This is a genomic window from Allorhizobium sp. NPDC080224 (genome assembly GCF_050281005.1).
Classification (GTDB): Bacteria; Pseudomonadota; Alphaproteobacteria; order Rhizobiales; family Rhizobiaceae; genus Allorhizobium.
Window position 1 is genome coordinate 1 of sequence record NZ_JBNNWJ010000003.1, and the last position, 22,571, is coordinate 22,571.

A 22,571-nucleotide genomic window follows, 5' to 3' on the forward strand; every position below is an offset into this window, starting at 1 on the left:
CGCTGGCAGCGATGGCGGCGGAAGGACCTGGGCGACAATCGCCACGCTCCTTCAGACGGCGAAGATGAACAACGTCGATCCGCAGGCCTGGCTCACCCAGACCCTTGAGCGAATCGCCAACGGCTGGCCCAGCAGCGATCTCGATGCACTCATGCCTTGGAATTACACGGGCTGAACGGCCTCAGCTTGCCGCTTACTGAAATCCGATCGAGTCCGGGCCTTATGCTCGACCGACTGTTCGCGGGGGAAGAACCGGCCGTACAGGGTGAGGTTGTTCTCGGCAAGGAATTGATGAGCATGGTATTGGCTGGAGGCTATCCTGAAGCCTTGAGGCGAACCACATCAGCCCGGCGCGTCTCGTGGCTCGAAGACTATGTCAGTCTTATCCTAGATCGCGATGTGCGCGACATTGCCAACATAGATCAGCTCGATCGTTTGCCGCGCCTCCTGAACATACTCGCAGAACATGCCGGCCAATTGATCAACAATAGTAGTTTTGGTTCGGCGCTGGGCTTGTCCGGGGTTACCGCACAAAAATACATAGCGATCCTGGAGCGGCTATTCCTGATCAAAACCCTAGTCCCATGGTCGAACAACCGGCTCAGCCGGCTTGTCAAAACACCAAAGCTCCATTTCATCGACACAGGGCTTCTGGCGGCTTTGCGCGAAGACGAACTGGCCAAACTATCTGACGACAAGACTCGATTTGGCGCACTGCTGGAGAGTTTTGTCGTCTCCGAACTGATGAAGCTGGCATCCTGGTCTGAGCGACGCGTCTCGTTTTCGCACTATAGAACGAAGGATCTGGATGAGGTCGATATCGTGATTGAAGATCGGCGTGGGCGGATCATCGGCATTGAAGTCAAGGCATCTGCGACCGTCAGGGCCGATGATTTCCGTGGGTTACGTCAGCTACAGGCAGCGGTCGGCGACCGTTTCGTGCGAGGCCTGGTCCTGCATGATCATGACCGCGTAACGCCGTTTGCCGAACGCCTCCAAGCTGCGCCCCTTTCGATCCTGTGGTCGATGTGAAGTGGATTTGTCGGGCTTATGAGGTTTTGCTTGGTGGCTGCGGTAGCGAGAAACGCTTGGCGTTGTTCACCGTAGCACCAAGGTCCGACAGTTTGGGTGGTCGACCGCTTACTGGGTGCGCCATCGTCCAGATCTCTGCAAGCTCCACCATGCGAACCGTGAGCGACGGATAACCTGCAATGATATCCTCTGTGGTCGCGCCCCGGCTTCTCATGGCTGCAACCATTCTAACCGGAACACGGGTGCCCCTGAACACAGGCTCACCGCCGCAGACACCGACTACATGCTCGATCGCGTTTTCGGCCTCACGAAGGGACAATTCGATCTCCAGTTCCATCGTCGGGCGTGACCAGTTCAACATGACTCACTCCGAGCGCCTGGGCGATTTCATAAAGCGTGACGATGGACGGGTTTCGCTTTCCCCGTTCGAGACCGCTCAGGTATTGCTGGCTGAAGCCTGAGCGCGCCTCCAAATCCTCTTGCGTCAGGCCCTTTTCCCGACGGAGGCGGGCGAAATTTCGGCCGACCAGCTTGCGCATATCCATGCGCGGAAGATCACCGTTTACATACTTTAAGTTTATCAACTATAGTATGTAACTGATTTCTATATCGGCTTGCCCCTCTGCATGTCAGATTTTTAAGACGGTTTACACCGACCGCATATGGGCAGTAACTGGATCGATCATGTTAAAAACAAGTGCAGCCGGGCCTGTGTCTGACAACAAACTCATATTGCGTCCACTCATCGGTTTGATGAGCGATCAACCGCCTGAGGAGATCGAACGCCATGTTGTACGCGAGATTGAGAAACATCGCCGCTTGCGCAACGACGCAGTCATGCTCGAAGCGAAAGTCGATGCTGCAGCCGACTCAGACACGGTGAGAGAGGCGAGCCAAGACTACATCCAGGCGATGATTGCGGTGCATGCCCAGCAGACGGTCGTGTCCACGCTTCTCGACATTCTGGGCTATATTCCAGACATGCCGAGATCAAAGGGACACTAATTCAGATAAGGCCGAACTTTGTGGCCATGGCTGTCGCCTGCGGCAAGGTCGTCGCACCCAATGCAGCCTTGGCATTGCGAATGAAGAAGGCGACATTGGCATAGGTGGTGTTCTCGATGATCGCGATCGCACGCATCGATTTACCCTCGGCGGACCATCGCAAGCAAGTCAACTCATCCGACTTCAATCGAATTGGCGTTCGAAAGGTTGGCTTCGCTCCCATGCCTTCGAGCCTCGCATGCAGTTGCGCGACTGCCGAAGCCGCAAGGACCGGGTTCAGCTGTTGTCCTTGGGCGAAGTCCGCATCTGCTGAGGCAAGTGTAAGCATCGCCATACGCCCGAAGCCCGCCTTGATCGGAATGGTAATCCCTGAGCGGATTCCGAACTCACCGGCCTCTCCGTAGAAGGCCCTGCGCTCCTTGCTCATTCGCAGTGATGCTTCATTGGACCACGCGAAGGCCTCAAACTTGTCGCGGGCGTTTCGCACGACTGGATCAATCGATGCATATGCTCTTTCGAGATATCGCTGCTGCCACTCAATGTCATAGTTTGAGATTGCCGTGTGGGTTTCTGCCTGAAGGCTCAGATACGCATAGGCGCCAAAACCTGCCTCCTGACTGAGTTTTTCCAGGGTGGCCCTCACTGCAGCTTCGTCGTGAGCCAGGGCGACCTGCTCGGTCAAACGCTCAAACCATTGATTCAATTTACAGCCTCCTTCGACTGAGGGTGTGACTGCAGCACAGTTGCAGTCATCCAGAGATGCCCTTGGCTGAGGGCGCGATGGCTCCGAGATAAGTCGCCGCACAGGAGCATGCGGCGTTAAAGTTGACTATTAAATGATAGTTTTTAGCAGGGCAAGATTGCATTAGGTCATAACGATTCAATCTGACTGCGGCATTTGCAGGGCAGGACTGGTCGGCTAGTCGCGATACGCGGCTGGAAAGACGATGTCCTGATCTACCAACACGTTGAATTTGTAGCCCGGCCGTATTCTGACCGTCGGCTGGACGTTCAGATTTTTTGAGATGCTTTGCTCGGCCACTCGGCCGAAGCTCTCGGCAAAATTCCGACGGGCCGCGTCGGACGCGGTATCCTGCGTTGCGAGTGTCGAGCTTTCAGGCATCGACACATCTATGCCTGTGCCGATGATGGCAACGAGCGCGGCAGAGCCAAACGTACGCCAGAGGTGGCGATCGACCTTGTCCTTGAAGCCGCTATAGCCCTCGGCATCCGTGCCAGCCATCCCGCCGATCTGAAGTGTCGATCCATTCGGGAATATGAGGTCCGTCCAGACGACCAACACGCGCTCCTGCCCGAATGATACCTTGGAATCGTAACGACCAAAGAGTTTTGTCCCCTGCGGAATGAGCAGCCGGTAGCCCGTGGCGCTGTCATAGACATTCTGGCTGACCTGTGCCGAAATCCTGCCCGGAAGGTCGGAGTTCAGGCCCGTGATCATGGTCGCAGGGATGACAGACCCACGCTTCAGCTCGTAGGGCGAGAGCTGCGGGACCACCTGGTGTGGCTGATAGCCAAGATCCTTGATGTCCTGGTTGAGGAAGTCTTCCTTTGACGCCTGGCCGTTTTGATCGCCGTTCTGTCCGAGTAACCCGGACTTCATCGCGGCGCTGTAAAGATCGGATGCACTATTTGTCTTGGAATTGAGCGGTTGACGGGTATCGATCGGGTTTTCCGACGCGCTTCTCTGCACCTCGGACACATCTACCTTGAGCGGGGAGTCTAGCGCTGTTGCGCGAGCCTGGATGCTTGCCATCCGCTGGCGCTGTGCCTCACGCAGTATCTGCTCATCTTGCTCGCGCTTAAGCCGCGCTCGCCACTCAGCCTCTGGCTCGAGTTTCGTTCTGCGTTCCGTTCGGGCGACTTCTTGACGTTCCACCACCGGCTCTCTCACGCGCTCACGCTCGATAATGACAGGTGTCGGCTGGAATGCTTCCCGTTGGTCCGGCTCACCGATAATTCCATCGGATACGCCACGCTTCAGCTGATCGCCAAATGAAGTGGCGGGAGCGGTGGTACCGGTGTCGAGCTCGTTGCCCCGGTTGAAGGAAAGGCCGCGCCACGAAAGGCCGATGATGACCACGCCGAAAAACAGAACGATGATGACGATAGCGACGATGATTGGCAGGCGATTGAGGCGTTGCATGCTCTGTGGATCGTCAGAATTACCCGCCGTGCCGAGCTGGAGCGATTGAACCATGGTCTCGTCTTCCCTCAGTTTCGCTGCATGACCGAAAGCGGACTGGCGGGTGTCGCGCCTGATGACGTCGCCGTATAGACCCGACCAAGCGCAACGGCTTTTGTGCTAACTTGCGCCAATACTTGACCGTCGAAACTATCGATTGACCACGCAAACTCGACAGGGTTCTGATCCTTACTGACTTTCTCATCGGTAACGACCGTGTACCCCCATCCCTTTAGCGCAGCCTCAAGAGCGGCGGCGTATTCGGAGGTATCTTTTTCCATTTTGAGCGTCGTGGTGCCGGCAGGTCCAACCTGTTCTGCAAGCCGGCTTGCCATGTCGCCGGCGATTGCGCTTGCGGTGGCCCCTGTGACAGAAATCGGAGTGGAACTTGTGGCCAGCGTTTCATCCGCAGTCTGGCAACCGGAAAGAACGGCGGTGATGATGGTGGCGGCGATGGTCTTCTTCATCGGTCAGCCTCCCCGCCGGATGGTGATTTTCTGCTGGCGCCAACCAACCCCTGAGACGAGCACAGCCTTGTCGACGGCGTAGTCGACGATCATCATGTCGTTTTTCATGCGATAGTTGACGATGCGGTTCTGGCCGCCGCTGACGACGAACAGCACCGGAGCGTCCTGCCCGGAGATGGACCGTGGAAACTGGATGTAGGTTTTGGCGCCATCGGAATAGACACGCTTCGGCCGCCATGAGGCTCCACCGCTGACCGAATAGGCGAAGTTCAGCTTATCTGGAGCCGTTCCAGGAGTGCCGCCGGTCTCAAGGCGAGCATTGATATCGGCCAGTTTGGTCGACACATCTTCCGGGTACTCGAACCCGATCCTCGCCATGTACTGACTGGGGTGGGATTTGAGCTGAATATGGTAAGTCCGCCTTGACGTCGTAACGACCATGGAGGTGACGAGACCTGCCTCGGACGGTTTCACGATCAGATGGATCGCCTGCCCGCCGATTGCCCCTGATGTTGCCGGTTCGACTTTCCAACGGACTGTGTCACCGACGAGCACATCACGGACGATCTCGCCAGCCTGCAGTTCGATGTCGCAGACCTGCAGCGGCGAGCAGACGACAGAGGGCTGGGTTTCGCCGAACAGAAAGATCACCTTACCGTCCGGCCCGGTTGTCACCAGACCGGCCGTGCCTCTCCACTTGCGGGAAATATTGGTGCCCTTGGCTTCGTTTGGTGTCATGCTTTGCGCGATTGCGCAGTCCGCAAGGACGAGCCCGGCCATGCAGCCGACGGCCGCAATCAATCCTGTTCTGTGCATGAGATATCCTCGCCTTAAAGCTGTGCGGTCCAGTCGAAGTCCTGGACATAAAGACCGATCGGGTTAAGGCGGATGATCGCCTCGTCCTGTGGCGCGGTCAAAGCAACGGTCGCGATGCCGCGAAACCGGCGGGTGCCGGTTTCCTTGCCTTTGCGGTCGCGTTCGTACTCGGTCCAGTCGATCTGATAGGTTTGGTTGGAGAGTGCGACGATGTTGTTGACCTCGATGGCAACCGTCGATGTCTTGGCCTTCTCGAACGGCGAGTTGCCACGGAACCAGGCATTGATTTTCTGGGTCGAGGGATCGGATGCCCTGAGAAGCGCATAAGTCCGGTCGATGTATTGCTTCTGGACTACCGCATCCGGCGTTATCGACTTCAGACTCGTGATGAAGTTGCCGAGCGTTGCGCGAACGACCCGGGGATCGGCATATTCGATCTGTTGCGGGAATCCCGCCGTCACAGAGGTGCCCAGCTTGTCGACCTCGACGATGTAGGGCACGAGCTTCACCTGCGTGCTAAGATACATGGCGTAGGTGAAGCCGATCACGGCCATCGACAGTCCGAGAATGCCGACGATACGCCATGCGCGCGCGGCCTGGACATAAGATCCATATCGTTCTGTCCATTCCTGCCGCGCGGCAAGGTAAGGACTTTCGGGCGGCCGGTTTGATGCCATCGCTTTTGCCTTCCTGATGATTATGTGTTGTGTCGTTCGGGAGGAGGTGTCGGACTGCTATGCCCTGTGCGAGCCTGATCGAGCTTGGCGTTGGCGAGCCCCATGATCGAACCGGCGTATGCGCCGGGCGAACCGATCGCCTTTTCCTTGGCGGCCGAGCCGGCCGCCTTCCCAGCTGATCCGATCCCGGCGCCCATACCGCGCAGTGTCGCGCCTGCCACAGAGGAGCCCGCGGCTCGGGCGGATTGGGCTGCTGCAGCGCCGGCGCCCACCGCACCCGCAGCAAGCGATGCTGCGCCGAGTGCAAATGATGTCGTCTGGCCGCCGTGACGAATGGTTTCCATGCCGCCCGTGACGGATGCACCTTGAACGACGCCCTGGATGATGTTGGGTACGTACATCGCGATAATGAAGACCACGACCGAGATGCCAGCGATCGCCAATGTGGTGATAAACTGGTCCGTTTCCGCCGTCGGTGCTTGTGCCAGTCCGAAGAGCACTTCCGAGCCAATTCTAGCGATCATGACCAACGCCATGAGTTTCATACCGACGCCGAAGGCATAGACAAGATAACGGACGGCAAAATCCTTCGTGAAGGACGAACCACCCAAGCCAAGCATGATCATGCCGGCCAGCAGCCCCACATACATCTCCACCATCACAGCGACGAAGATTGCCGCGACCAAGGAGAAGCATATGACTACGATCCCCATTGCAAGGACAGCGGCGATTGCGAGTGCATTGTCCTCGAACACCCCGAACTTCGCCTGCTCGGACATCTGCGATGCCACGCGGATACCGGCGTCGAACACCTCGGCCGGTGAGGCGGCTCCACCGCCCGCACCAATTTGGTAGAGACTGTTGACGACGTCCCTCGCAAGCGTTGGTCCCTGGGTTAGAACGAACGCGAAGAAGCCGATAAACATGATCCGTCGGACGAGTTCGGCGAACCAGCTATCAAGCGACGCGGCTTGTATGGCGAGCCAGACGGCGGCGATGCCGACCTCGATCCCCGCAAGGATCCAGAATAGCGACCTTGCCGCGTCCATTATGGTGGTCTCCCACCCCTTCGCGGCAGCAGAGACCTGGTTTTCAAGCTCTGTCAGGACCTGTCCTTGCTGCGCGAACGCTGGGGTGGCGAGGACCAGGCAGGCTATGCCGCCGAGCACGAAGGCTCGCTCAAGATTTCGCTTTACCATCGCGGCCGCATCTCCTGACCTTTTTCGATCGGGGGCAGCTCCTTGGATGTGCCGAAAAATTTCTCACGGGTGATCCGTTGCTCTTCGCTCATCTCGGGTGATGCCGGGGCGTTTGCCTGGACGAAATAAAAAGTGGTGGCGGAAGCCGCCGCAGCGACCATGACCAGCACCATGACGAGGACCGGGCGGCTCACCAGCGTGGCTCCATCTTCTGGCCACTCGGGATCGTGGTAACGTCGGCATTGAAGAATTTCTCACGCCGGGCCTGTGCGAGGTCCTTGTCCGTCTGCTCGGTCTGGAGCCATGTCCCCATCATCGTCATTTGCTGCGAGACAAGACCACGCAGCTTCTGCATTTGGGAAACCTGCTGGGCGGCAATCTGGTGTCCGACCTGGAGGGCCTTCATTTGGCCGTCGGCCGACTCCGACATCGATCGCAGCGAACTCATCGTGCCCTCCTCGGTATCGAACTGATCCGCTGTCAGACTGGCTGCTTTCAGAGTGCTGCCGATCGTGTCCCTGTTCGTGTCCGACCAGGATTGGTAGGTGTTCGAGAAAGACTCGGCGTTCGGCAGGTTGGTTTTCAGATCCGCATAGCTATTGAACCGCTGCTGAAGGACGTCGTCGGCATTGCCCATCGAGAAAGAGATGCTCTGCCCTTGATCAACAATGCTGCGCAGACGGTTGAGATCGCTTTCGACCTGGCCCCAGATATGATCAGGGAGCTGCGCCGTGTTCTGCAGCATGTTCTCATAGATCTTCAGCTGGTTCTGGATTTGCTCGGCGAGTTGCGTGATCTGGGTCAACTGATTGTCGACCTGCAGGCCGGAGCTTTTCAGAAGGTCGATGAGCTGCGCATTGTTGGCGAGCTGCGTCCATTCGGTGGCAGCGCCCGTTGCTGACCCTGCATGGGCGGAAACAATCGGCGACAGCGCGATTGCCGCAGTCATCGTTGCGACAATCCAGTTACCGGACGTTGAGGTGCGACGTGGCATCGTGAACTCCTCTCGATTCAAGCCAATGGGTCGGCCATTCCTGGCCGTGTTCCGCCTTCAGCGCTCTGATGCGCTTCAGGTCTTCCTTTCCCGATGCGCCCACAAAGCTCAGCGCCACTGGCCCGAGCGACATGTCGAAGAGCCGCCGTCCGTCTGGCGTGGCGACGTAGTATTCGCGCTTGGGGATGGCACCCGAAACGATCTCGATCTGACGCTCGTTGAAGCCAATCCGTTCGTAGAATTCCCGCGTGCCCGGCTCGCGCGCAGCGCCATTCGGCAAGCAGATCTTGGTCGGGCAGGATTCCTTCAGCACGTCGATGATGCCGGAGCGCTCAGCGTCGGAGATGGATTGCGTCGCCAGAACGACCGCGCAATTGGCTTTGCGGAGAACCTTCAGCCATTCCCGGATCTTGTCGCGAAACACGGGATGGCCGAGCATCAGCCAAGCCTCGTCGAGGAGAATAAGACTAGGTGAGCCGTCGAGCCGCTTCTCGATCCGGTGGAAGAGATAGGTGAGGACGGGCACCAGATTACGCTCGCCCAAGTTCATGAGCTGCTCGATCTCGAAGCACTGAAACGCTCGAAGCGTCAGGCCATCCTCTTCAGCGTCTAGAAGCTGACCCATCGGGCCATCGACCGTATAGTGATAGAGTGCATCCTTGATTTCGCGCATCTGCACGCCGCTGACGAAGTCCGATAGCGACTTTCCGGGTGCTGTTGCCATCAGCCCGATCTGGCGAGAGATTGCATTACGGTGGTCCGGCGTGATGGTAACGCCCTGCAGGGCGACAAGCGTTTCGATCCACTCGGTCGCCCATGCTCGATCGCCATCTGTCGAAAGATCGAAGAGCGGGCAGAATGCCAGCGCTCTCCCCTCCCCCTTTTGGTCGTTGCCAATCTCGTAGTGATCGCCGCCGGCAGCAAGCGTCAGGGGCAGGAGCGAGTTGCCCTTGTCGAAGGCAAAAATCTGGGCACAATCATAGCGGCGGAACTGCGCAGCGATTAAGGCGAGCAGGGTCGATTTACCCGAACCTGTAGGTCCGAAGATCAGGGAGTGGCCGACATCGTCGACATGCAGGTTCAGTCGGAACGGGGTTGAGCCCGAAGCCACCTGCATCAGCGGCGGCGAGTTCGGTGGGTAGAACGGGCACGGCGCCACCGGATTTCCCGACCATACCGAGTTCAATGGAATGAGATCCGCTAGGTTGCTCGTGTTGATCAGCGGCTCACGGATATTGGCGTACCAGTTCCCCGGCAGGCTCCCGAGAAACGCATCTGTCGCGTTCAAGGTCTCGACACGTGCTCCGAACCCCTCGGCCTGGACCAGCCGGCGGATAGCCTCCGCCTTTTCCTGCAGGGCGTCGCGGTCTTCATCAAACAGGATCACGACCGGTGTATAGTAGCCGTATGCAACCAGCTGGGACGAAGCCTGAGCGATGGCGTCTTCGGTCTCGGCGACCATGGTCATGGCATCCTGATCGGCCGATCTGCTCTGCGTCTGGAAAAGCTGATCGAAGAATGGGCGAACCTTCTGCTGCCATTTCTTCCGCGTGCGTTCGAGCTTCTGGCGTGCCTCTTCCGCATCAAGGAAGATGAAGCGCGACGACCAGCGGTAGGTAAGCGGCATCAAGTCGAGATTGTTGAGGATGCCGGGCCAGCTCTCGGCAGGCAGGCCATCTATGGCGACAACCGCGAGGAACCGGTTCTCTACCTTTGGCGTCAGGCCGTGCTCCAGCTCAGCCGTTGCCAGCCAGTCGAGATACATCGGGACTTCCGGCAGCCGGACCGGATGGCTCTCCCCCGTGATACAAAAACGAACGAACTGCAGGAGGTCGTCATAGCGCGCGACCCGCTCCCCTCCCCTCTCGCGAACTTCGCGGGTCTGCATGCGGGCGATCGACAGGGTGTTGGCCAGATACTGTTCGATTTCCCGGATCGCGTTTCGAAACACTGATAGCACTGTGTCTGCATAGGATTTCTTCCGGCTCTCCTCGTCCGAGTAGATGTATTTGGCTAACGCGGTCTTCTTCGACTCGAGCGGCCGGTAGGTGAGAATGATCGCATGCTTGCTCTCGAAATGCCCCTGCTCACGCCTGAAGTGGGCTCTCCGCTCCAAATCGATCGCGCGAGTGACAGGATCGGGAAAATGGCACTGGTCAGGCGTGGGGTAGTCGACCGTTGGCACTCGGATGGCCTCGACCTGGATCATCCACCCGGTCCCGAGACGCGACAGGATCGCATTGATCTGCCGAGAAAGCTCGTTGCGTTCGAGGTCGGTGGCGCTTTCGGAGTCCGGACCCGCGAAATACCAGCCAGCCATCAGGCTGCCGTCCTTCAGAAGCAGGACGCCGTTGTCGACTAGGCCGGCATAGGGAACCAGATCAGCGAACGAGGGACCTGTTGAGCGGAAATGTTTGAGGGCAGCCATTGGACAGCTCTAGTACTTGCGCCACGGCGCGGCCGTCGGCCGGTAGTGGGATTTGTAGGAAATGTGACGGGCATAGACCTGCCGCATCAGCGGGTCAGACTTGGCCATCATTCGAAGTAGTCCGACGATGACGATCCAGACGGCCACGCCAAAGAGCGCCGAATAGACCGTCAGCACCACGAAGATTAGGATCACGGCCGCAAGCCCGGTGATCAGCACCAGCTCACGGTCGGCACCGATCAGGAGGTTTGGTCGAGACAGTGCGCGATGAATGCGATTGCGGCGGAGGCTCACGTAGCCCCCTCCCCCGCTCTGTCCAAAATGACCTGCGTGACCTGCTCTTTCGGTAGGCCGATTGACGCACCGGTGGCGCCGAAGAGGCCGACGATCGTCGTGGCACCAAGCAAGATTCCGGCGACCAGGACGACATAGACCAGTCTGCGAGCGAAGTCGTTGAGCTCGCCACCGAAAATCAGCATACCTCCGGCGATAGCGACTGCGGCGAGTGCGATATACCCCGCAACCGGACCAGTGATGGACTCCTGGATCTGCTCAAGCGGTCCTTCCCAGGGAAGGCTTCCGCCTGAACTGGCGAAAGTCGGTGATGCAACGGCGATCGCTGCGATAGCGATAGCCGCAATGGTTGGGGCTGACTTCTCAAGCTGCATCGCGGCTGTCCTCGGCATAAGCTTCAGTTAGGTACTGCCCCCCGGCAAAGCGGGTCACATGAAGGATCTCATTGACCCGGCGTCCTTTGGCCGTTCGTTCGATCGAAATGATAAGATCGACCGCATCTCCGATGACTGCCTGCATCGGTTGATGACTGGCCTCGGCCGTCAGCTGCTCAAGGCGTTGCAGCGCTGATCGTGCGCTGTTTGCATGGATTGTTGCGACCCCGCCGGGGTGTCCCGTGTTCCAGGCCTTGAGCATAGTCAGTGCTGCGCCGTCGCGAACCTCGCCGACGATGATCCGATCTGGTCTCAAGCGCATCGTGCTTTTCAAGAGACGCGACATATCGACGGCGTCGCTGGTGTGCAGGCTGACTGCGTTGTGCGCGGCACATTGAATCTCAGCGGTGTCTTCCAAAATGACCAAGCGGTCATCGGGGGAACTTGCAACGATCTCGGCGATGATCGCGTTTGTCAGCGTGGTCTTGCCGGAACCCGTGCCGCCGGCAACCAGGATGTTGAGCTTCGAAGCAATTGCGCTTCGAATGACGTCGGCATGCTTCGCGGTCATCACCTTACTGGACACATAGTCGTCGAGCGGTATGAGGCGCGACGCACGACGGCGGATGGTGAACGACGGGCCTGAAACGACGGGAGGCAGTAGTCCTTCAAAGCGATGCCCGCCGATTGGCAGTTCGCCTGAAACGATCGGGCGATCATCATCGACCTCGGAGTTGAGAACATGAGCGACGCTGCCGATGACGGTTTCTGCCGCAGACCGTGTCATCTCTCCTGCTGCGGCGATCCCGTGACCAAGCCTTTCGATGAACAGCCGACCGTCAGGATTCAGCATGATCTCAACGACACCAGGGTCTTCGAGAGCTATGCAAAGATGGTCTCCCAGCGCGTTCTGCAGTTTGCTGACGAGGCGGGGAAGTGAGCGGTTTTGTGTGCCGAGCATGATCAGGCCGCTTCCTTTTTGAGGGTTGAGAAGTTTGATGAATAGGTGCCGGGGCGAAGGCGATCGAAGCTCACCCAATCTGCTGGAAGCCTTCCGGCGATACTTCGCGTCTCATTGATTTGAATGGGTGAGCCTAGGCGCTTGAGCGGCCAGCCGGCGCGACGAAGGATACGCTCCAACCGGACGTCCGTTGCGGTGAGGATCTCGGAGTAACCATTAAGTATGCTCCACTCGACGATACCGGCGAACATCGCGAGCGTCGCAGTGTGAAGGCCCGACTGCTGTTGCCTTCCAGCGGCTTCGGTATCCACACAAAATCTAGAACTTTCGATCATGCGGGCATGAACTCGCAGATGAGCCGATTCTAGAAGCTGCGGAAATACCCTCTTCAACATCGTGCTGCTCGTGGCGGGCAGGAGCCGCGCACAGCCAATCACAGCATCGGAACGGTCAATGCATAGGATGTAGGTCGGCTTTAGCTCATCGAAGCTGTCTATCTCGAGGCCGGATGTGCAACGGACGTTCCAGGCCAGTCTGCCGCAGAAGATGCGGGCGCGAAGACGGTGCATGTCGTGAATGAGGCGGTGTTCTGCTTCGGCCTCTGGATTACTGATCCCAACGATGCGCATCGGGCAAATCTCCCCTGCTCTGACGGTGCGAGGAGCTTTGCCGGGGCATCCAGCTTTGATCTACTGCCAAAAGTGTCAGCTGCTGATTCTAGCTCAGTCGGCTGCGAACCTATCGTTTCGAGTTCGGCGGGATGCCTCAGTGACTAACAAAAGTGTTAGTAAGACGCTCTGACCGCGAAGTCGCAGAATTCGCTAAGCTATTGGTCGCAAAGCGGAATGGCTGAGCCGAACGATCTGCGTGTGAGCTCCCTCCTGAGCTGTTAAGGTTTTGTTAACCCTATTTCTCTTGCAGACCAACGGGAATCGTGACTTATCCTTGAGACGGAAATAGCGCGTCTGACGCTAAAAAACCGTCTGAGGATAGAGGCAAAAGTGAACGTGATCGATCGCAACATCGGAAAACCATCAACTTCAGCCAACATTACTCAGCGCGCTGAAGCGCTTTCAGCGAGGCTCCGAGCCGTAGGAGAGCGCGCATTCCCACCAACGGCACAGAAGTCCCTGCGATCATTTACCTCCGGGGAAGTTGCAGAGATTGTTGGCGTGTCTGACGGCTATCTTCGACAGCTGTCGATTGACGGGTTGGGGCCAACACCGGATTTGGGTAACGGCGGGCGCCGATCTTACTCTCTTGAACAGATCAATGAACTCAGGCGCTATCTCGCCACTGCCCGGCCCAAGGAAGCTGTAAGATTCTTCCCGCAGCGGCGCAGCGGTGAAAAGTTGCAGGTGATCACGGTCGCAAACTTCAAGGGTGGGTCAGCCAAAACGACTACTTCTGTCTACCTCGCACAGGGGCTCGCTCTTCAGGGTTACCGGGTTCTCGCGATCGACTTGGATCCGCAGGCATCCCTCTCAGCGATGTTTGGTTATCAGCCAGAGTTTGACGTCGCCGAGAACACCACCTTGTACGGTGCCATCCGGTACGATGAAGAACGAGTACTCATGAAGGACGTGGTCCGTCCGACCTATTTCACAGGGATTAGCATTGTGCCCGGCAACCTGGAACTGATGGAGTTCGAGCATCAGACTCCAAGATTCATGCTGCAGAATAGGGGGAAAGCGGAGGATCTCTTCTTCCGTCGCGTGGCAGGGGCTATCGCTCAGGTGGAGGACGACTTTGACGTTGTCGTCGTCGATTGCCCACCGCAATTGGGTTTCCTTACCATGGGCGCCTTGAATGCCGCCACTGGCATGATCGTCACCGTGCATCCCCAGATGGTTGATGTCGCCTCCATGAGTCAGTTCTTGTTGATGACCTCCGACCTGGTCTCCGTGATCGAGGAAGCCGGTGGTCGCCTAGATTACGACTTCCTTCGCTTCCTGGTCACGCGGCATGATCCTCGCGACGTTCCAGAGCAAGAAATTGTTGGTTTGATGCGAGACGTATTTGGTGCCGACGTGATGTCTGCGACCGCATGGAAGTCGACTGCCATTGCCAATGCTGGGCTTACAAAACAGTCGCTCTACGAGCTGACTAGAGGTGCAGTTGGGCGGTCCACTTATGATCGAGCCATGGAGTCAATCAACGCAGTAAACGAAGAAGTCGTTGGGCTCCTGAACCAGGTATGGCAGCGGTGAATCTAGTTCGACTCATTATTTTTCAACGACTTAAGCTGTTGTCAGCTGACTACAGAAGACGGCGTCTGGATTGATGACCCCGAGAGGATAAGATGAGTAAACGCACACAATCGATCCGATCTCTTTTCGCAGCGGAATCTGGCTCCGCTTCCGCAGAGGGTCTCAGGCCTCCTGTTGAGCGGGTCGCATCCGGAGCAGTTCGCTCATTGAAGGATACATTCTCCGAGGTCGAAAGGGACTACGAAGAGCTGAAGCGTCAGGTTTCAAGCGGCGCGGTTCCTGTCGAGCTTGATACCGAATTGCTCGACCCCTCCCCTTTTGCTGACAGATTCGCTGACCAGGATCTGGCGGCCGTCGAGGCGCTGAAAACGTCTTTTCAGGAGCATGGTCAGGAAATCCCGATCCTTGTCCGAGTTCATCCAACCTCTCCCGGTCGTTATCAAATTGCCTATGGCCATCGGCGAGCAAAAGCGGCCTCGGATCTTGGTCTCAAAGTTAAAGCCTACGTCCGGGAGCTGGACGATGATCGGCTCATTGTTGCACAAGGCGTCGAGAATTCAGCCCGTGAAGATCTGACATTCATTGAACGTGCAACGTTTGCTTTAAGGCTTGAAGACGGAGGTTTCCAACGGACTCTAATTCAGACAGCACTCTCTGTTGACCGCCAGGAAGCCTCGAAGCTTGTAACGGTGGCCCGGGCCGTTCCGCAGTGGATAGTCACGGCGATCGGTCGAGCTCCAAAGATTGGTCGTCCAAGATGGCAGGAGCTGGCCGAACAGTTGAAGGAAACAGGTGCGGAAACAAAAATCCGGAAAGCCATCGAGCACGCCACTTTTCGGCATAAGGACAGCGATGAGCGATTTGCGGTCGTCCTTCGTGCCGCGAAGGCGAAGAATGAGACCAGCTCGGCGCCGACAAATCGCACATTGGTCGCGAAACTCTCCGATGGCACTGAGATCGCAAGACTGGCCGTTTCTGGCAAATCTTGCAAAATTCAGCTTGATCGAACTCGTGATGAGGATTTCGCATCATTCGTGATGCAGCAGCTTCCGGAACTCTATTCGAGTTTCAAAAACCAAACTCAATCTCCGAGCAAAGAGACTGAAGGGAGATAGCAAAAGAAAAAGGCCCCCAAACGTTGCCGTCATGGAAGCCTCTCTCATCGGTCTAAGCAGCCTGAGAATCGCATTTTCATGAATCGCAGTCAAGAGTCTTTGGCATCGTTTTGGTGAGCGGATTTCTTTTGCCTGAAGAAAGGCGAAGGAATATGCAGACTGGAAATGTGACGACGCCCTTTGGGCGGCGGCCGGCTGTGCTTGCCCTTGTAAAGAGGCAGCTCCAGACGTCCGATACAAAACCATACCGCCCGGTCGAAAAATGGAAGGTGTTTCGCGACGCCTGTGAGGCCCGTGAACGCCTCGGCCTTCAGGACAGGGCGCTGGCTGTGCTTGATGCGCTTTTGACTTTTTATCCGCAGAACGAGCTCGACGGCGATAGTGGATTGGTGGTCTTTCCGTCCAATGCCCAGCTGTCTGTCCGAGCGCACGGCATTACCGGAACGACCTTGCGGCGGCATTTGGCTGCCCTGGTCGAAGCCGGGCTCATCCAGCGAAAGGATAGTCCGAACGGAAAGCGTTACGCTCACCGGGACAAGAGTGGCGATATCGAGCAAGCCTTTGGGTTCGATCTTTCTCCACTTTTGGCTCGTGCTGCGGAACTTGCAATTCTGGCACAGGAAGTCGCTGCCGAACGCCTGCAGTTCAGGCGAGCCAAAGAGGCCCTGACTATCTGCCGGCGCGATGTGCGCAAGCTGATCTCCGCCGCGATGGAGGAGGGGGCTGACGGCGACTGGGAAGCCATCGAAGACATGTATGTCGGCATTGTCAGCCGACTTCCCCGCAATCCTGATCGTCACCAGGTGGACGCAATCCTCGACGAGATGCAGCTTTTGCGCACCGAAATCCTCAACCTTCTGGAAAATCAGCTAGATTCTCACAATATGGACGGCAATGCTGCTCAAAATGGCTGCCACATACAGAATTCAAAACCAGAATCCATCCATGAACTTGAACCTAGCTCTGAAAAAGAGCAGGGCGGAGCCGCCGAGCTGGAAGTAGCACCCAAAGAGGTTGCTCAGCCGTTGGCAAAGCCGGAACAGATGAAGGCGTTCCCGCTGTCGATGGTCCTGAAAGCCTGCCCGCAGATTTTGGACTACGGGCCCGGGGGCACGATCTCCCATTGGCGCGAGCTGATGGGGGCCGCGGTGGTGGTTCGATCGATGCTTGGCGTCAGCCCGTCGGCTTATGAGGAAGCGTGTGAGGTGATGGGGCCGGAGAACGCGGCGGTTGCCATGGCTGCAATCCTGGAGAGGGCAGGGCATATCAACTCGGCAGGTGGATATCTCCGCGATCTCACGCGCCGAGCGAGGGTAGGGGAGTTCGGGCTCGGACCAATGCTGATGTCGCTGATGCGCGCCAACGCGAACGGAGATCGGAAAACGGGGTGAGCGGTTATAACGGCGCAACGGGTAGGGGGCATAGTCGTATGGCAGTCGTGCCGCATTTCATCCAGCGTTCGTTCCACGCCTTCTTGATTTTCTTGGAGTCCGAGCAAACCAAGAACGTCTCAATAGCTTCTAGACCTGCCCGGGATGCTGTCCCAAAAATCGAAAAAAGACCCAAATGATACACTGATTTGCGCCTCACAGAGACTGTCTCAGGAGGTATACCCTAATGGAGACCGGCCTTTGGCACCGATCCAGGCATCAGCTGGCAGCCCGCGTAGAGGGACGAGGGAGCCACCCCGTCCGCTCGATTGAAAAGAAGCGGGATAGACCTTCAGCTTTGCAGAGAATGTGTTGCGAAGCTTATGGACGTAGTATCATGTTGGTGTGTGATGAGGCGTGTATGGGGGAGAGGACTACTGATGGGCGGAACCTATTTCGATGATGAACAGGAGATCGGTCCGCAAGGTTTGGCATTGTTACGCAAGGTGCTTGTGGACCTGTTTCGCGACCATGCCGGCGATTCAAACACCGATGATGAGCTTGGTTTGGCAAAGGAACTGGTTGCGCTATTCAAATCGGGTTTTCGGAGCGAGGAAGAGCTGAAAGCGATGGCTAGGCGCAGTAGCTTCCTTCACCACCAGAATTTCTAGGAACGCTCGCGCTGTGCCTTCCTGCACGTGAATGTAATGACAATCGAGAGCCATCAGGATGATTGAAAGCAAAGGACTTGATAGGAGCGCGGGAGCTTCTAAGTCACGCGCATGATCCACGACGTTGCCAAAAAACTGAGTTCAGTCCTCACACCTGAAGATCTGGCACTGCTAGAGAAAGCCTTTGCGCGCGTTTGTGAGCTGCGCGGTATTTCTCAGACGTCGCCGCCGGCACAGGAGAGCGCCAAGGTTCTGATTAATTTGTATCAGAGTGGAATTCGAAACAGGTTCCAGCTGGTGGCGATGCTGACGGGACAGAGGTTTCCGTAGGGAATCTCCTTATCCATTTTTTGATTGCTTACGCCGGTGGAATGATAGGACCTGAAACCGAACAACGGGGTCAGAATGTAAGTGACTATATTGTTTGTCGCGCTAACAAACGGAGTATGCGCGGCGACTGATGTACGATCCGATCGCCGCGCAGAATTCTCTTCGTGATGCCTCAGATTACCGAGACGTTTTCGGCCTTGGATTTGCCTGTCCTGCGGTCCTGTCCTACTTCGTAGCGAACCTTTTGGCCATCCTTCAACGCCTCGCCGTAGCCGACCGCCGAGATATGCACGAAGACATCCTGACCGCCGTCATCCGGGGTGATGAAGCCGAAGCCCTTGTCTTGAGCAAAGAATTTTACAGTACCGGTCGCCATCTGTGCCTCTTTGGTGGTTGAGAGGGCCGACCCTAACCATCTGGCGCCTGTGTAACAAGCGGTCTGACGTCAGGTGATTGCATGCGATGATTGGACGGACTGAGACTTTAGCCGTAAATCGCTGATCATAAACCGCTGCTTTAGGTTTTTGGTAGATACTGAGCCTGAACTGTATTGACAGTTTGGGCTTGTCACTGCGTCCTCCAGGACGACCGAAAGCGCAGCGTCGTCTCTTCTAGTTGAGTGTTCGGGGCGTAGCGTGACGGTGAGCGAGAATGGATGACGTCTGGAAAGTTCTTGCTGGCAATCTTGCCGCCGTCGCATTGATAGTCTCGATCTGGACACATCTCTCATACCGCTTCTACCAATTGCCGCCCAAGCTGCGCTGCGCTGGCCTCGGGGTCGCAATGGGCCTAGCGGCAATCGCCTCAATGCTACTCTCGGTCCGCTTCGATGTCGAGGTCATCTTTGACCTCCGCCTTGCGATCATAGAGTCCGCTGCTGTATTCGGTGGGCCAGGCCCTGCGCTGATTACCGCCATTTTGGCTGCGTGCTTCCGCCTTTACCTCGGCGGGGCAGGGGTGACGCCTGGTTTGACCGCAATCGCCATTGTTTTCGTCCTTGGAAGTGCACTCTGGTTTTTTGCAGGCAGGAAGCCAATGAGCCATGCGCCATCGATCCTGAGTGCCGCTGTGCTTGCGGGCTGCCTTTCGATTGCAGTCCTTGCACTTCTTCCTGCAGCTGATTCCCAGCGGGCCGTTGACGAGGTGGGACTACCAATCGCCGTTTTGAACTTTGCAACGACAGCCGCTATTGGTTTCTTCCTCGCCTATTTCCGTCGTTTCACGCTGGAACGCGATATTCTATACGCTGCTCTCACACAGGCGCCCGACTATCACTACGTCAAAGACCTGAAACACCGTTTCGTTGTCGCGAACCTCAATGTTGCTCGCCACAATGGGCGCGCGCGGTCGTCTGAAATGGTTGGGCTGACGGATCATGATCTCGCTCCTAAGGAGAGAGCCGAGCAGTTGATGGCAGTCGAGGCCGATGTCATGCGAACTGGGCAGCCGCTGGACCATTTTGAAGAGTTTCTCATCGAAGAGGGTAAACCGCCACGATGGTACTCGACCTCAAAAGTACCTCTGAAAAACCGACAAGGTGACATGGTCGGGTTGGCCGGGGTAACGGTCGACATTACTGAGAAAAAGCTTCTCGAGCAGGAACTCCGGTCCAGCAGGAATATCATGGCGCAGGCCATGGCCGAAATGTCCGACGGGCTTGCGATGTTCGGGCCGGATGGGAACATCGTGTTCTGCAATGAACGGTACCGAGAACTCTTCCCGAAATCCGCTTATGCCCGCAAGGAAGGCGCACACATCACCGACATTGTTAGGGCTACTGTGCGCAACGGGGAGCGGAAGGATTTGCCCATCGATCTGGACGAGGAGAGCATTCAGGCGGCCGCCAAGACACTCTTCATCAACAAGGACGAAGTCATCCCACTTGCAGACGGTCGCTGGTTGTCCCTAAGAACACGGGTGACCGAGGATCGCCACGTACTGGCACTCGTCTCCGATATCACTGCAATGAAGGAGTCCGAGCTTTCCCGCAAGAGCTTTGCCGAACAGATGAAAGGCTTAGCTGAGACAGACGCGCTGACTGGACTATCTAATCGTCGGTCGTTCGATGATGGCCTGCAGCGGGAATTCGAGGCAGCGAAACAGACTGGTCGGCCCCTGTCAGTGCTTCTGATTGATGTCGACAGGTTCAAGGCATACAACGACCGCTATGGTCATCTTGCCGGTGACGTGTGCCTGAAATCAGTGGCTGCCGCAATCGCGACCGCAGTCAGACGGTCAGGCGACATGGCGGCGCGGTTCGGAGGCGAGGAGTTTGCGGTTGTTCTGCCCGATACCGATGGCGAGACGGCGATCATGATTGCCGAGAAGATCAGGACGTCGATCAGGGACCTTGGCATGGTGCACGAAGGCAGTGAGTACGGCATCGAAACCGCAAGCATGGGTGCTACCGTCTTGATCTCGGCGTCGAGGGTGGAGAACCCGGCCGAGCTTGTGGCACGGGCCGATCTTGCACTCTATCGAGCAAAGGATGCCGGGAGAGACCGCGTCGGGTTTCAGAGATTGGCTGACGAGCGCGTGAAGAAGCCGGCCTAATTTGCTTACTCAATCGGAAGGGCCGCCACATAGCCCGTACCGATAGCGATTGTTCACACCAGAGAAACGGTCGCTGCAAACCGTGTGCCTGCTTGAGACTGGAAGTCGTATGATCCATCCAGTTGGCGTACTGATCCGTCTATCAAACGCGTTCCGGTTCCAGAGGAAACCGCGCTGACGTCGAAGCCCACACCGTTATCGATGATGCTCAGGCGGCTTTTTCCCACCTCGTTGGGTGCCGTCAGAGCAACGAGCAGGCGCCCCTCTTCTCCGTCAGGGTAAGCGTATTTGATAGCGTTGGTCACAACCTCATTCACCAGAAGGGCCAGTGCTGTCGCCTTGTCCGCTGACACAGGCGCAGATTGCAGATCGAATTCGACATGAAGTTTTGCATCATGGGCCGAAACCGCACTGGAGACGACTGCCTTAATTAGTTCCGCGGCATCGATCTGAGCATACGCATCATGTTTATAGATCTGCTCGTGAACCGCGATCATTGATTTGATCCGACTGCTCAGGGCTTCAAAGCTCTCCGAACCACGCATCTGGAGCCGGACCAGTGACATCACCGACTGCAGATTGTTCTTCACCCGATGATGGATTTCCCGCAGAAGCATCTCGTTGGTTTCGAGCGCCTTGGCGAGTTGGGCCGATTGCTGCTCCTGGTCTCTCAGGAGATGCCGGATCCACCAGCCAGCAGCCGCGGCACCGCCGATGACCATGGCAGCTACGACGATCAGCATCAGCAGCGTTTGCCGAAATGGCTGCATGAGGAACTCATAGTCTGCCGCGGCCACGGCTATGAAAGGTGTCCCTTCAACCCGACGATAAGCTACCAGGCGCTTCACGCCATCCATTGGCGAGGCCTCAGCGAAGTAGGTTCCTGACGGCGCGTCCTTCAGATACTTCGTGAAGAGGATGTAGCCAGACATATCCAATGTCGTCCCGGGCAACGGGTAACGTGCGACCAGCATGCCGTCATCGCGAATAAAGCTGACGGCATAATTCCCGCCGAGATCGACGGTTTCCCAGATTGGGCGCGTGATCTCTGCAGGAACGGATACCATAATGGCACCCATGAACCTGCCTTCTCGCACGATGCGGCGACTGAATACGAAAATCTGGTTGCCGTTCAGGCGGCTGATCAACAGCGAGGAGACATACTCTATCTGTCCATCCCTGACGGCCTTGAAGTAGTCGCGATCCGTGATGTCGACGGGCTTGATCTCTGGGTCGGTTGAATAAAGGGTTCGGCCTTCAGCATCGACTACATAGGCCTGAACACCGCTTGGCAAGCCTTGGGTGGCCAAGTCCATGTCACGGATGTTCCCGTCAAACCTCAGATCTGTGAGGCGGAGTGCATCATCTATCCGACGCACTGTCTGAGTTCCCATCTGATGGATCCAGGAGACATGACTTGAGACAATCTTTGCAGACGCCATAGCGCGCTCTTCGGCGCGATCGATGGACATGAAATAAGCTTGCGCGGCCCACGTGCCGAGTATGGACAAGAGCGCGATGAGAGCCGCGGCTGTGGCAACTGCTGCCACCTTCGACACCGATCGGGTAGATCCGCCCATTGTCACCGCCCATCCTCCCGCCGGATGTCCGGCTGCTGAATTACGACGATAGCTAAAGAGACGGAACACAAAGATCAACGGAAATCAGAGCGCCTCAACCGGAAATAGAGCGATAGTTTGACGTCTCAGTAGTAGGGCGCCTGCCACATCTAGGGGAATATTGACAACGTCACAGCAAGGGATTTTAGGCATGCTCTTGGGCAAAGCGTGGCTCTGAAGAACGAGCTCGACTTGCCAACGAAGTTGGCTTTATTTAGTCGAGGCGGCCGAACACCTTTAGGACTGACCGACC

Annotated in this window: 25 protein-coding genes and 1 pseudogene; 9 read left to right on the plus strand and 17 right to left on the minus strand. The window is 57.0% G+C overall.

All coding sequences use genetic code 11. The features are described 5' to 3' along the window. Together ACQKP1_RS20600 and ACQKP1_RS20605 are read left to right on the plus strand one after the other, a co-directional pair. The coding region (locus ACQKP1_RS20600; protein WP_427276932.1) for a transposase domain-containing protein at nucleotides 1–175 on the plus strand (175 nt) is incomplete at its 5' end. Nucleotides 176–222: 47 nt separating this feature from the next. Continuing rightward, complete coding sequence (locus ACQKP1_RS20605) at nucleotides 223–1,032, plus strand: ATP-binding protein (protein WP_427276811.1); 810 nt, start codon at nucleotides 223–225, stop codon at nucleotides 1,030–1,032. A gap of 16 nt (nucleotides 1,033–1,048) precedes the next feature. On the opposite strand, the pseudogene ACQKP1_RS20610 reads toward ACQKP1_RS20605, so the two are convergent. Beyond that, nucleotides 1,049–1,348, minus strand: a pseudogene (locus tag ACQKP1_RS20610) (DUF433 domain-containing protein); the annotation flags it as partial. Then, the gene (locus ACQKP1_RS20615) at nucleotides 1,338–1,577 is read right to left on the minus strand and encodes a helix-turn-helix domain-containing protein (RefSeq protein ID WP_427276812.1); all 240 of its coding nucleotides are present in this window, start codon (nucleotides 1,575–1,577) and stop codon (nucleotides 1,338–1,340) included. The pseudogene ACQKP1_RS20610 and the gene ACQKP1_RS20615, both read right to left, overlap by 11 nt. Before the next feature lie 139 nt (nucleotides 1,578–1,716). Between ACQKP1_RS20615 and ACQKP1_RS20620 the strand changes: the two genes are divergently transcribed. Further along, nucleotides 1,717–2,037, plus strand: coding sequence for a transcriptional repressor TraM (locus tag ACQKP1_RS20620; RefSeq protein ID WP_427276813.1), 321 nt, complete (start codon nucleotides 1,717–1,719; stop codon nucleotides 2,035–2,037). Between the two features lies 1 nt (nucleotide 2,038). On the opposite strand, the gene ACQKP1_RS20625 is transcribed toward ACQKP1_RS20620, so the two are convergent. From ACQKP1_RS20625 to traI, 13 genes are all read right to left on the minus strand, one after another. Further along, complete coding sequence (locus tag ACQKP1_RS20625) at nucleotides 2,039–2,740, minus strand: autoinducer binding domain-containing protein (protein ID WP_427276814.1); 702 nt, start codon at nucleotides 2,738–2,740, stop codon at nucleotides 2,039–2,041. Nucleotides 2,741–2,956: 216 nt separating this feature from the next. Continuing rightward, on the minus strand, nucleotides 2,957–4,255 hold the full coding sequence (trbI, locus tag ACQKP1_RS20630; protein WP_427276815.1) for an IncP-type conjugal transfer protein TrbI: 1,299 nt from the start codon (nucleotides 4,253–4,255) through the stop codon (nucleotides 2,957–2,959). 14 nt (nucleotides 4,256–4,269) lie between these two features. Next, nucleotides 4,270–4,707 (minus strand): conjugal transfer protein TrbH, encoded by a 438-nt coding sequence (gene trbH, locus ACQKP1_RS20635; protein WP_427276816.1) that lies wholly within the window; start codon nucleotides 4,705–4,707, stop codon nucleotides 4,270–4,272. A gap of 3 nt (nucleotides 4,708–4,710) precedes the next feature. Then, a complete protein-coding gene (gene trbG, locus ACQKP1_RS20640) occupies nucleotides 4,711–5,523 on the minus strand; it encodes a P-type conjugative transfer protein TrbG (protein WP_427276817.1) in 813 nt (270 codons plus the stop codon). A gap of 14 nt (nucleotides 5,524–5,537) precedes the next feature. Next, nucleotides 5,538–6,200 carry a conjugal transfer protein TrbF gene (locus tag ACQKP1_RS20645; protein ID WP_427276818.1) on the minus strand — a complete coding sequence of 221 codons (663 nt, stop codon included), beginning with the start codon at nucleotides 6,198–6,200 and terminating at the stop codon, nucleotides 5,538–5,540. Between the two features lie 20 nt (nucleotides 6,201–6,220). Then, entirely contained in the window at nucleotides 6,221–7,399 is a 1,179-nt protein-coding gene (trbL, locus tag ACQKP1_RS20650; protein WP_427276819.1) for a P-type conjugative transfer protein TrbL, read from the minus strand. Then, nucleotides 7,393–7,593 carry an entry exclusion protein TrbK gene (trbK, locus tag ACQKP1_RS20655; protein ID WP_377278777.1) on the minus strand — a complete coding sequence of 67 codons (201 nt, stop codon included), beginning with the start codon at nucleotides 7,591–7,593 and terminating at the stop codon, nucleotides 7,393–7,395. The genes trbL and trbK overlap by 7 nt, the downstream gene beginning before the upstream one ends. Then, nucleotides 7,590–8,393 carry a P-type conjugative transfer protein TrbJ gene (gene trbJ, locus ACQKP1_RS20660; RefSeq protein ID WP_113462197.1) on the minus strand — a complete coding sequence of 268 codons (804 nt, stop codon included), beginning with the start codon at nucleotides 8,391–8,393 and terminating at the stop codon, nucleotides 7,590–7,592. Before trbJ ends, trbK begins: the two co-directional genes overlap by 4 nt. Further along, the gene (locus ACQKP1_RS20665; protein WP_427276820.1) at nucleotides 8,365–10,821 is read right to left on the minus strand and encodes a conjugal transfer protein TrbE; all 2,457 of its coding nucleotides are present in this window, start codon (nucleotides 10,819–10,821) and stop codon (nucleotides 8,365–8,367) included. Before ACQKP1_RS20665 ends, trbJ begins: the two co-directional genes overlap by 29 nt. Nucleotides 10,822–10,830: 9 nt before the next feature. Continuing rightward, nucleotides 10,831–11,115 carry a conjugal transfer protein TrbD gene (locus tag ACQKP1_RS20670; protein ID WP_427276821.1) on the minus strand — a complete coding sequence of 95 codons (285 nt, stop codon included), beginning with the start codon at nucleotides 11,113–11,115 and terminating at the stop codon, nucleotides 10,831–10,833. Beyond that, nucleotides 11,112–11,489, minus strand: coding sequence for a TrbC/VirB2 family protein (locus ACQKP1_RS20675; protein ID WP_097143212.1), 378 nt, complete (start codon nucleotides 11,487–11,489; stop codon nucleotides 11,112–11,114). The genes ACQKP1_RS20670 and ACQKP1_RS20675 overlap by 4 nt, the downstream gene beginning before the upstream one ends. Further along, a complete protein-coding gene (trbB, locus tag ACQKP1_RS20680; RefSeq protein WP_427207668.1) occupies nucleotides 11,479–12,450 on the minus strand; it encodes a P-type conjugative transfer ATPase TrbB in 972 nt (323 codons plus the stop codon). Before trbB ends, ACQKP1_RS20675 begins: the two co-directional genes overlap by 11 nt. 2 nt (nucleotides 12,451–12,452) lie before the next feature. Further along, on the minus strand, nucleotides 12,453–13,079 hold the full coding sequence (gene traI, locus ACQKP1_RS20685; protein ID WP_427276822.1) for an acyl-homoserine-lactone synthase TraI: 627 nt from the start codon (nucleotides 13,077–13,079) through the stop codon (nucleotides 12,453–12,455). Nucleotides 13,080–13,451: 372 nt separating this feature from the next. On the opposite strand from traI, the gene repA reads away from it, so the two are divergent. From repA to ACQKP1_RS20710, 5 genes are all read left to right on the plus strand, one after another. Next, complete coding sequence (gene repA, locus ACQKP1_RS20690; RefSeq protein ID WP_064334277.1) at nucleotides 13,452–14,660, plus strand: plasmid partitioning protein RepA; 1,209 nt, start codon at nucleotides 13,452–13,454, stop codon at nucleotides 14,658–14,660. Nucleotides 14,661–14,752: 92 nt separating this feature from the next. Further along, on the plus strand, nucleotides 14,753–15,775 hold the full coding sequence (repB, locus tag ACQKP1_RS20695; protein ID WP_427276823.1) for a plasmid partitioning protein RepB: 1,023 nt from the start codon (nucleotides 14,753–14,755) through the stop codon (nucleotides 15,773–15,775). Between the two features lie 152 nt (nucleotides 15,776–15,927). Continuing rightward, a complete protein-coding gene (gene repC, locus ACQKP1_RS20700) occupies nucleotides 15,928–17,166 on the plus strand; it encodes a plasmid replication protein RepC (RefSeq protein WP_427276824.1) in 1,239 nt (412 codons plus the stop codon). A gap of 419 nt (nucleotides 17,167–17,585) precedes the next feature. Beyond that, on the plus strand, nucleotides 17,586–17,816 hold the full coding sequence (locus ACQKP1_RS20705; RefSeq protein WP_427276825.1) for a hypothetical protein: 231 nt from the start codon (nucleotides 17,586–17,588) through the stop codon (nucleotides 17,814–17,816). 111 nt (nucleotides 17,817–17,927) lie between these two features. Continuing rightward, entirely contained in the window at nucleotides 17,928–18,146 is a 219-nt protein-coding gene (locus ACQKP1_RS20710) for a hypothetical protein (RefSeq protein WP_427276826.1), read from the plus strand. Between the two features lie 172 nt (nucleotides 18,147–18,318). Here the strand turns inward: ACQKP1_RS20710 and ACQKP1_RS20715 are convergent, their stop codons facing one another. Then, a complete protein-coding gene (locus ACQKP1_RS20715; RefSeq protein WP_427276827.1) occupies nucleotides 18,319–18,522 on the minus strand; it encodes a cold-shock protein in 204 nt (67 codons plus the stop codon). A 275-nt stretch (nucleotides 18,523–18,797) separates the two neighbouring features. On the opposite strand from ACQKP1_RS20715, the gene ACQKP1_RS20720 reads away from it, so the two are divergent. Next, nucleotides 18,798–20,699, plus strand: coding sequence for a diguanylate cyclase (locus tag ACQKP1_RS20720; RefSeq protein WP_427276828.1), 1,902 nt, complete (start codon nucleotides 18,798–18,800; stop codon nucleotides 20,697–20,699). Between the two features lie 53 nt (nucleotides 20,700–20,752). On the opposite strand, the gene ACQKP1_RS20725 is transcribed toward ACQKP1_RS20720, so the two are convergent. Continuing rightward, a complete protein-coding gene (locus ACQKP1_RS20725) occupies nucleotides 20,753–22,279 on the minus strand; it encodes a sensor histidine kinase (protein ID WP_427276829.1) in 1,527 nt (508 codons plus the stop codon). Between the last annotated feature and the right edge of the window lie 292 nt (nucleotides 22,280–22,571).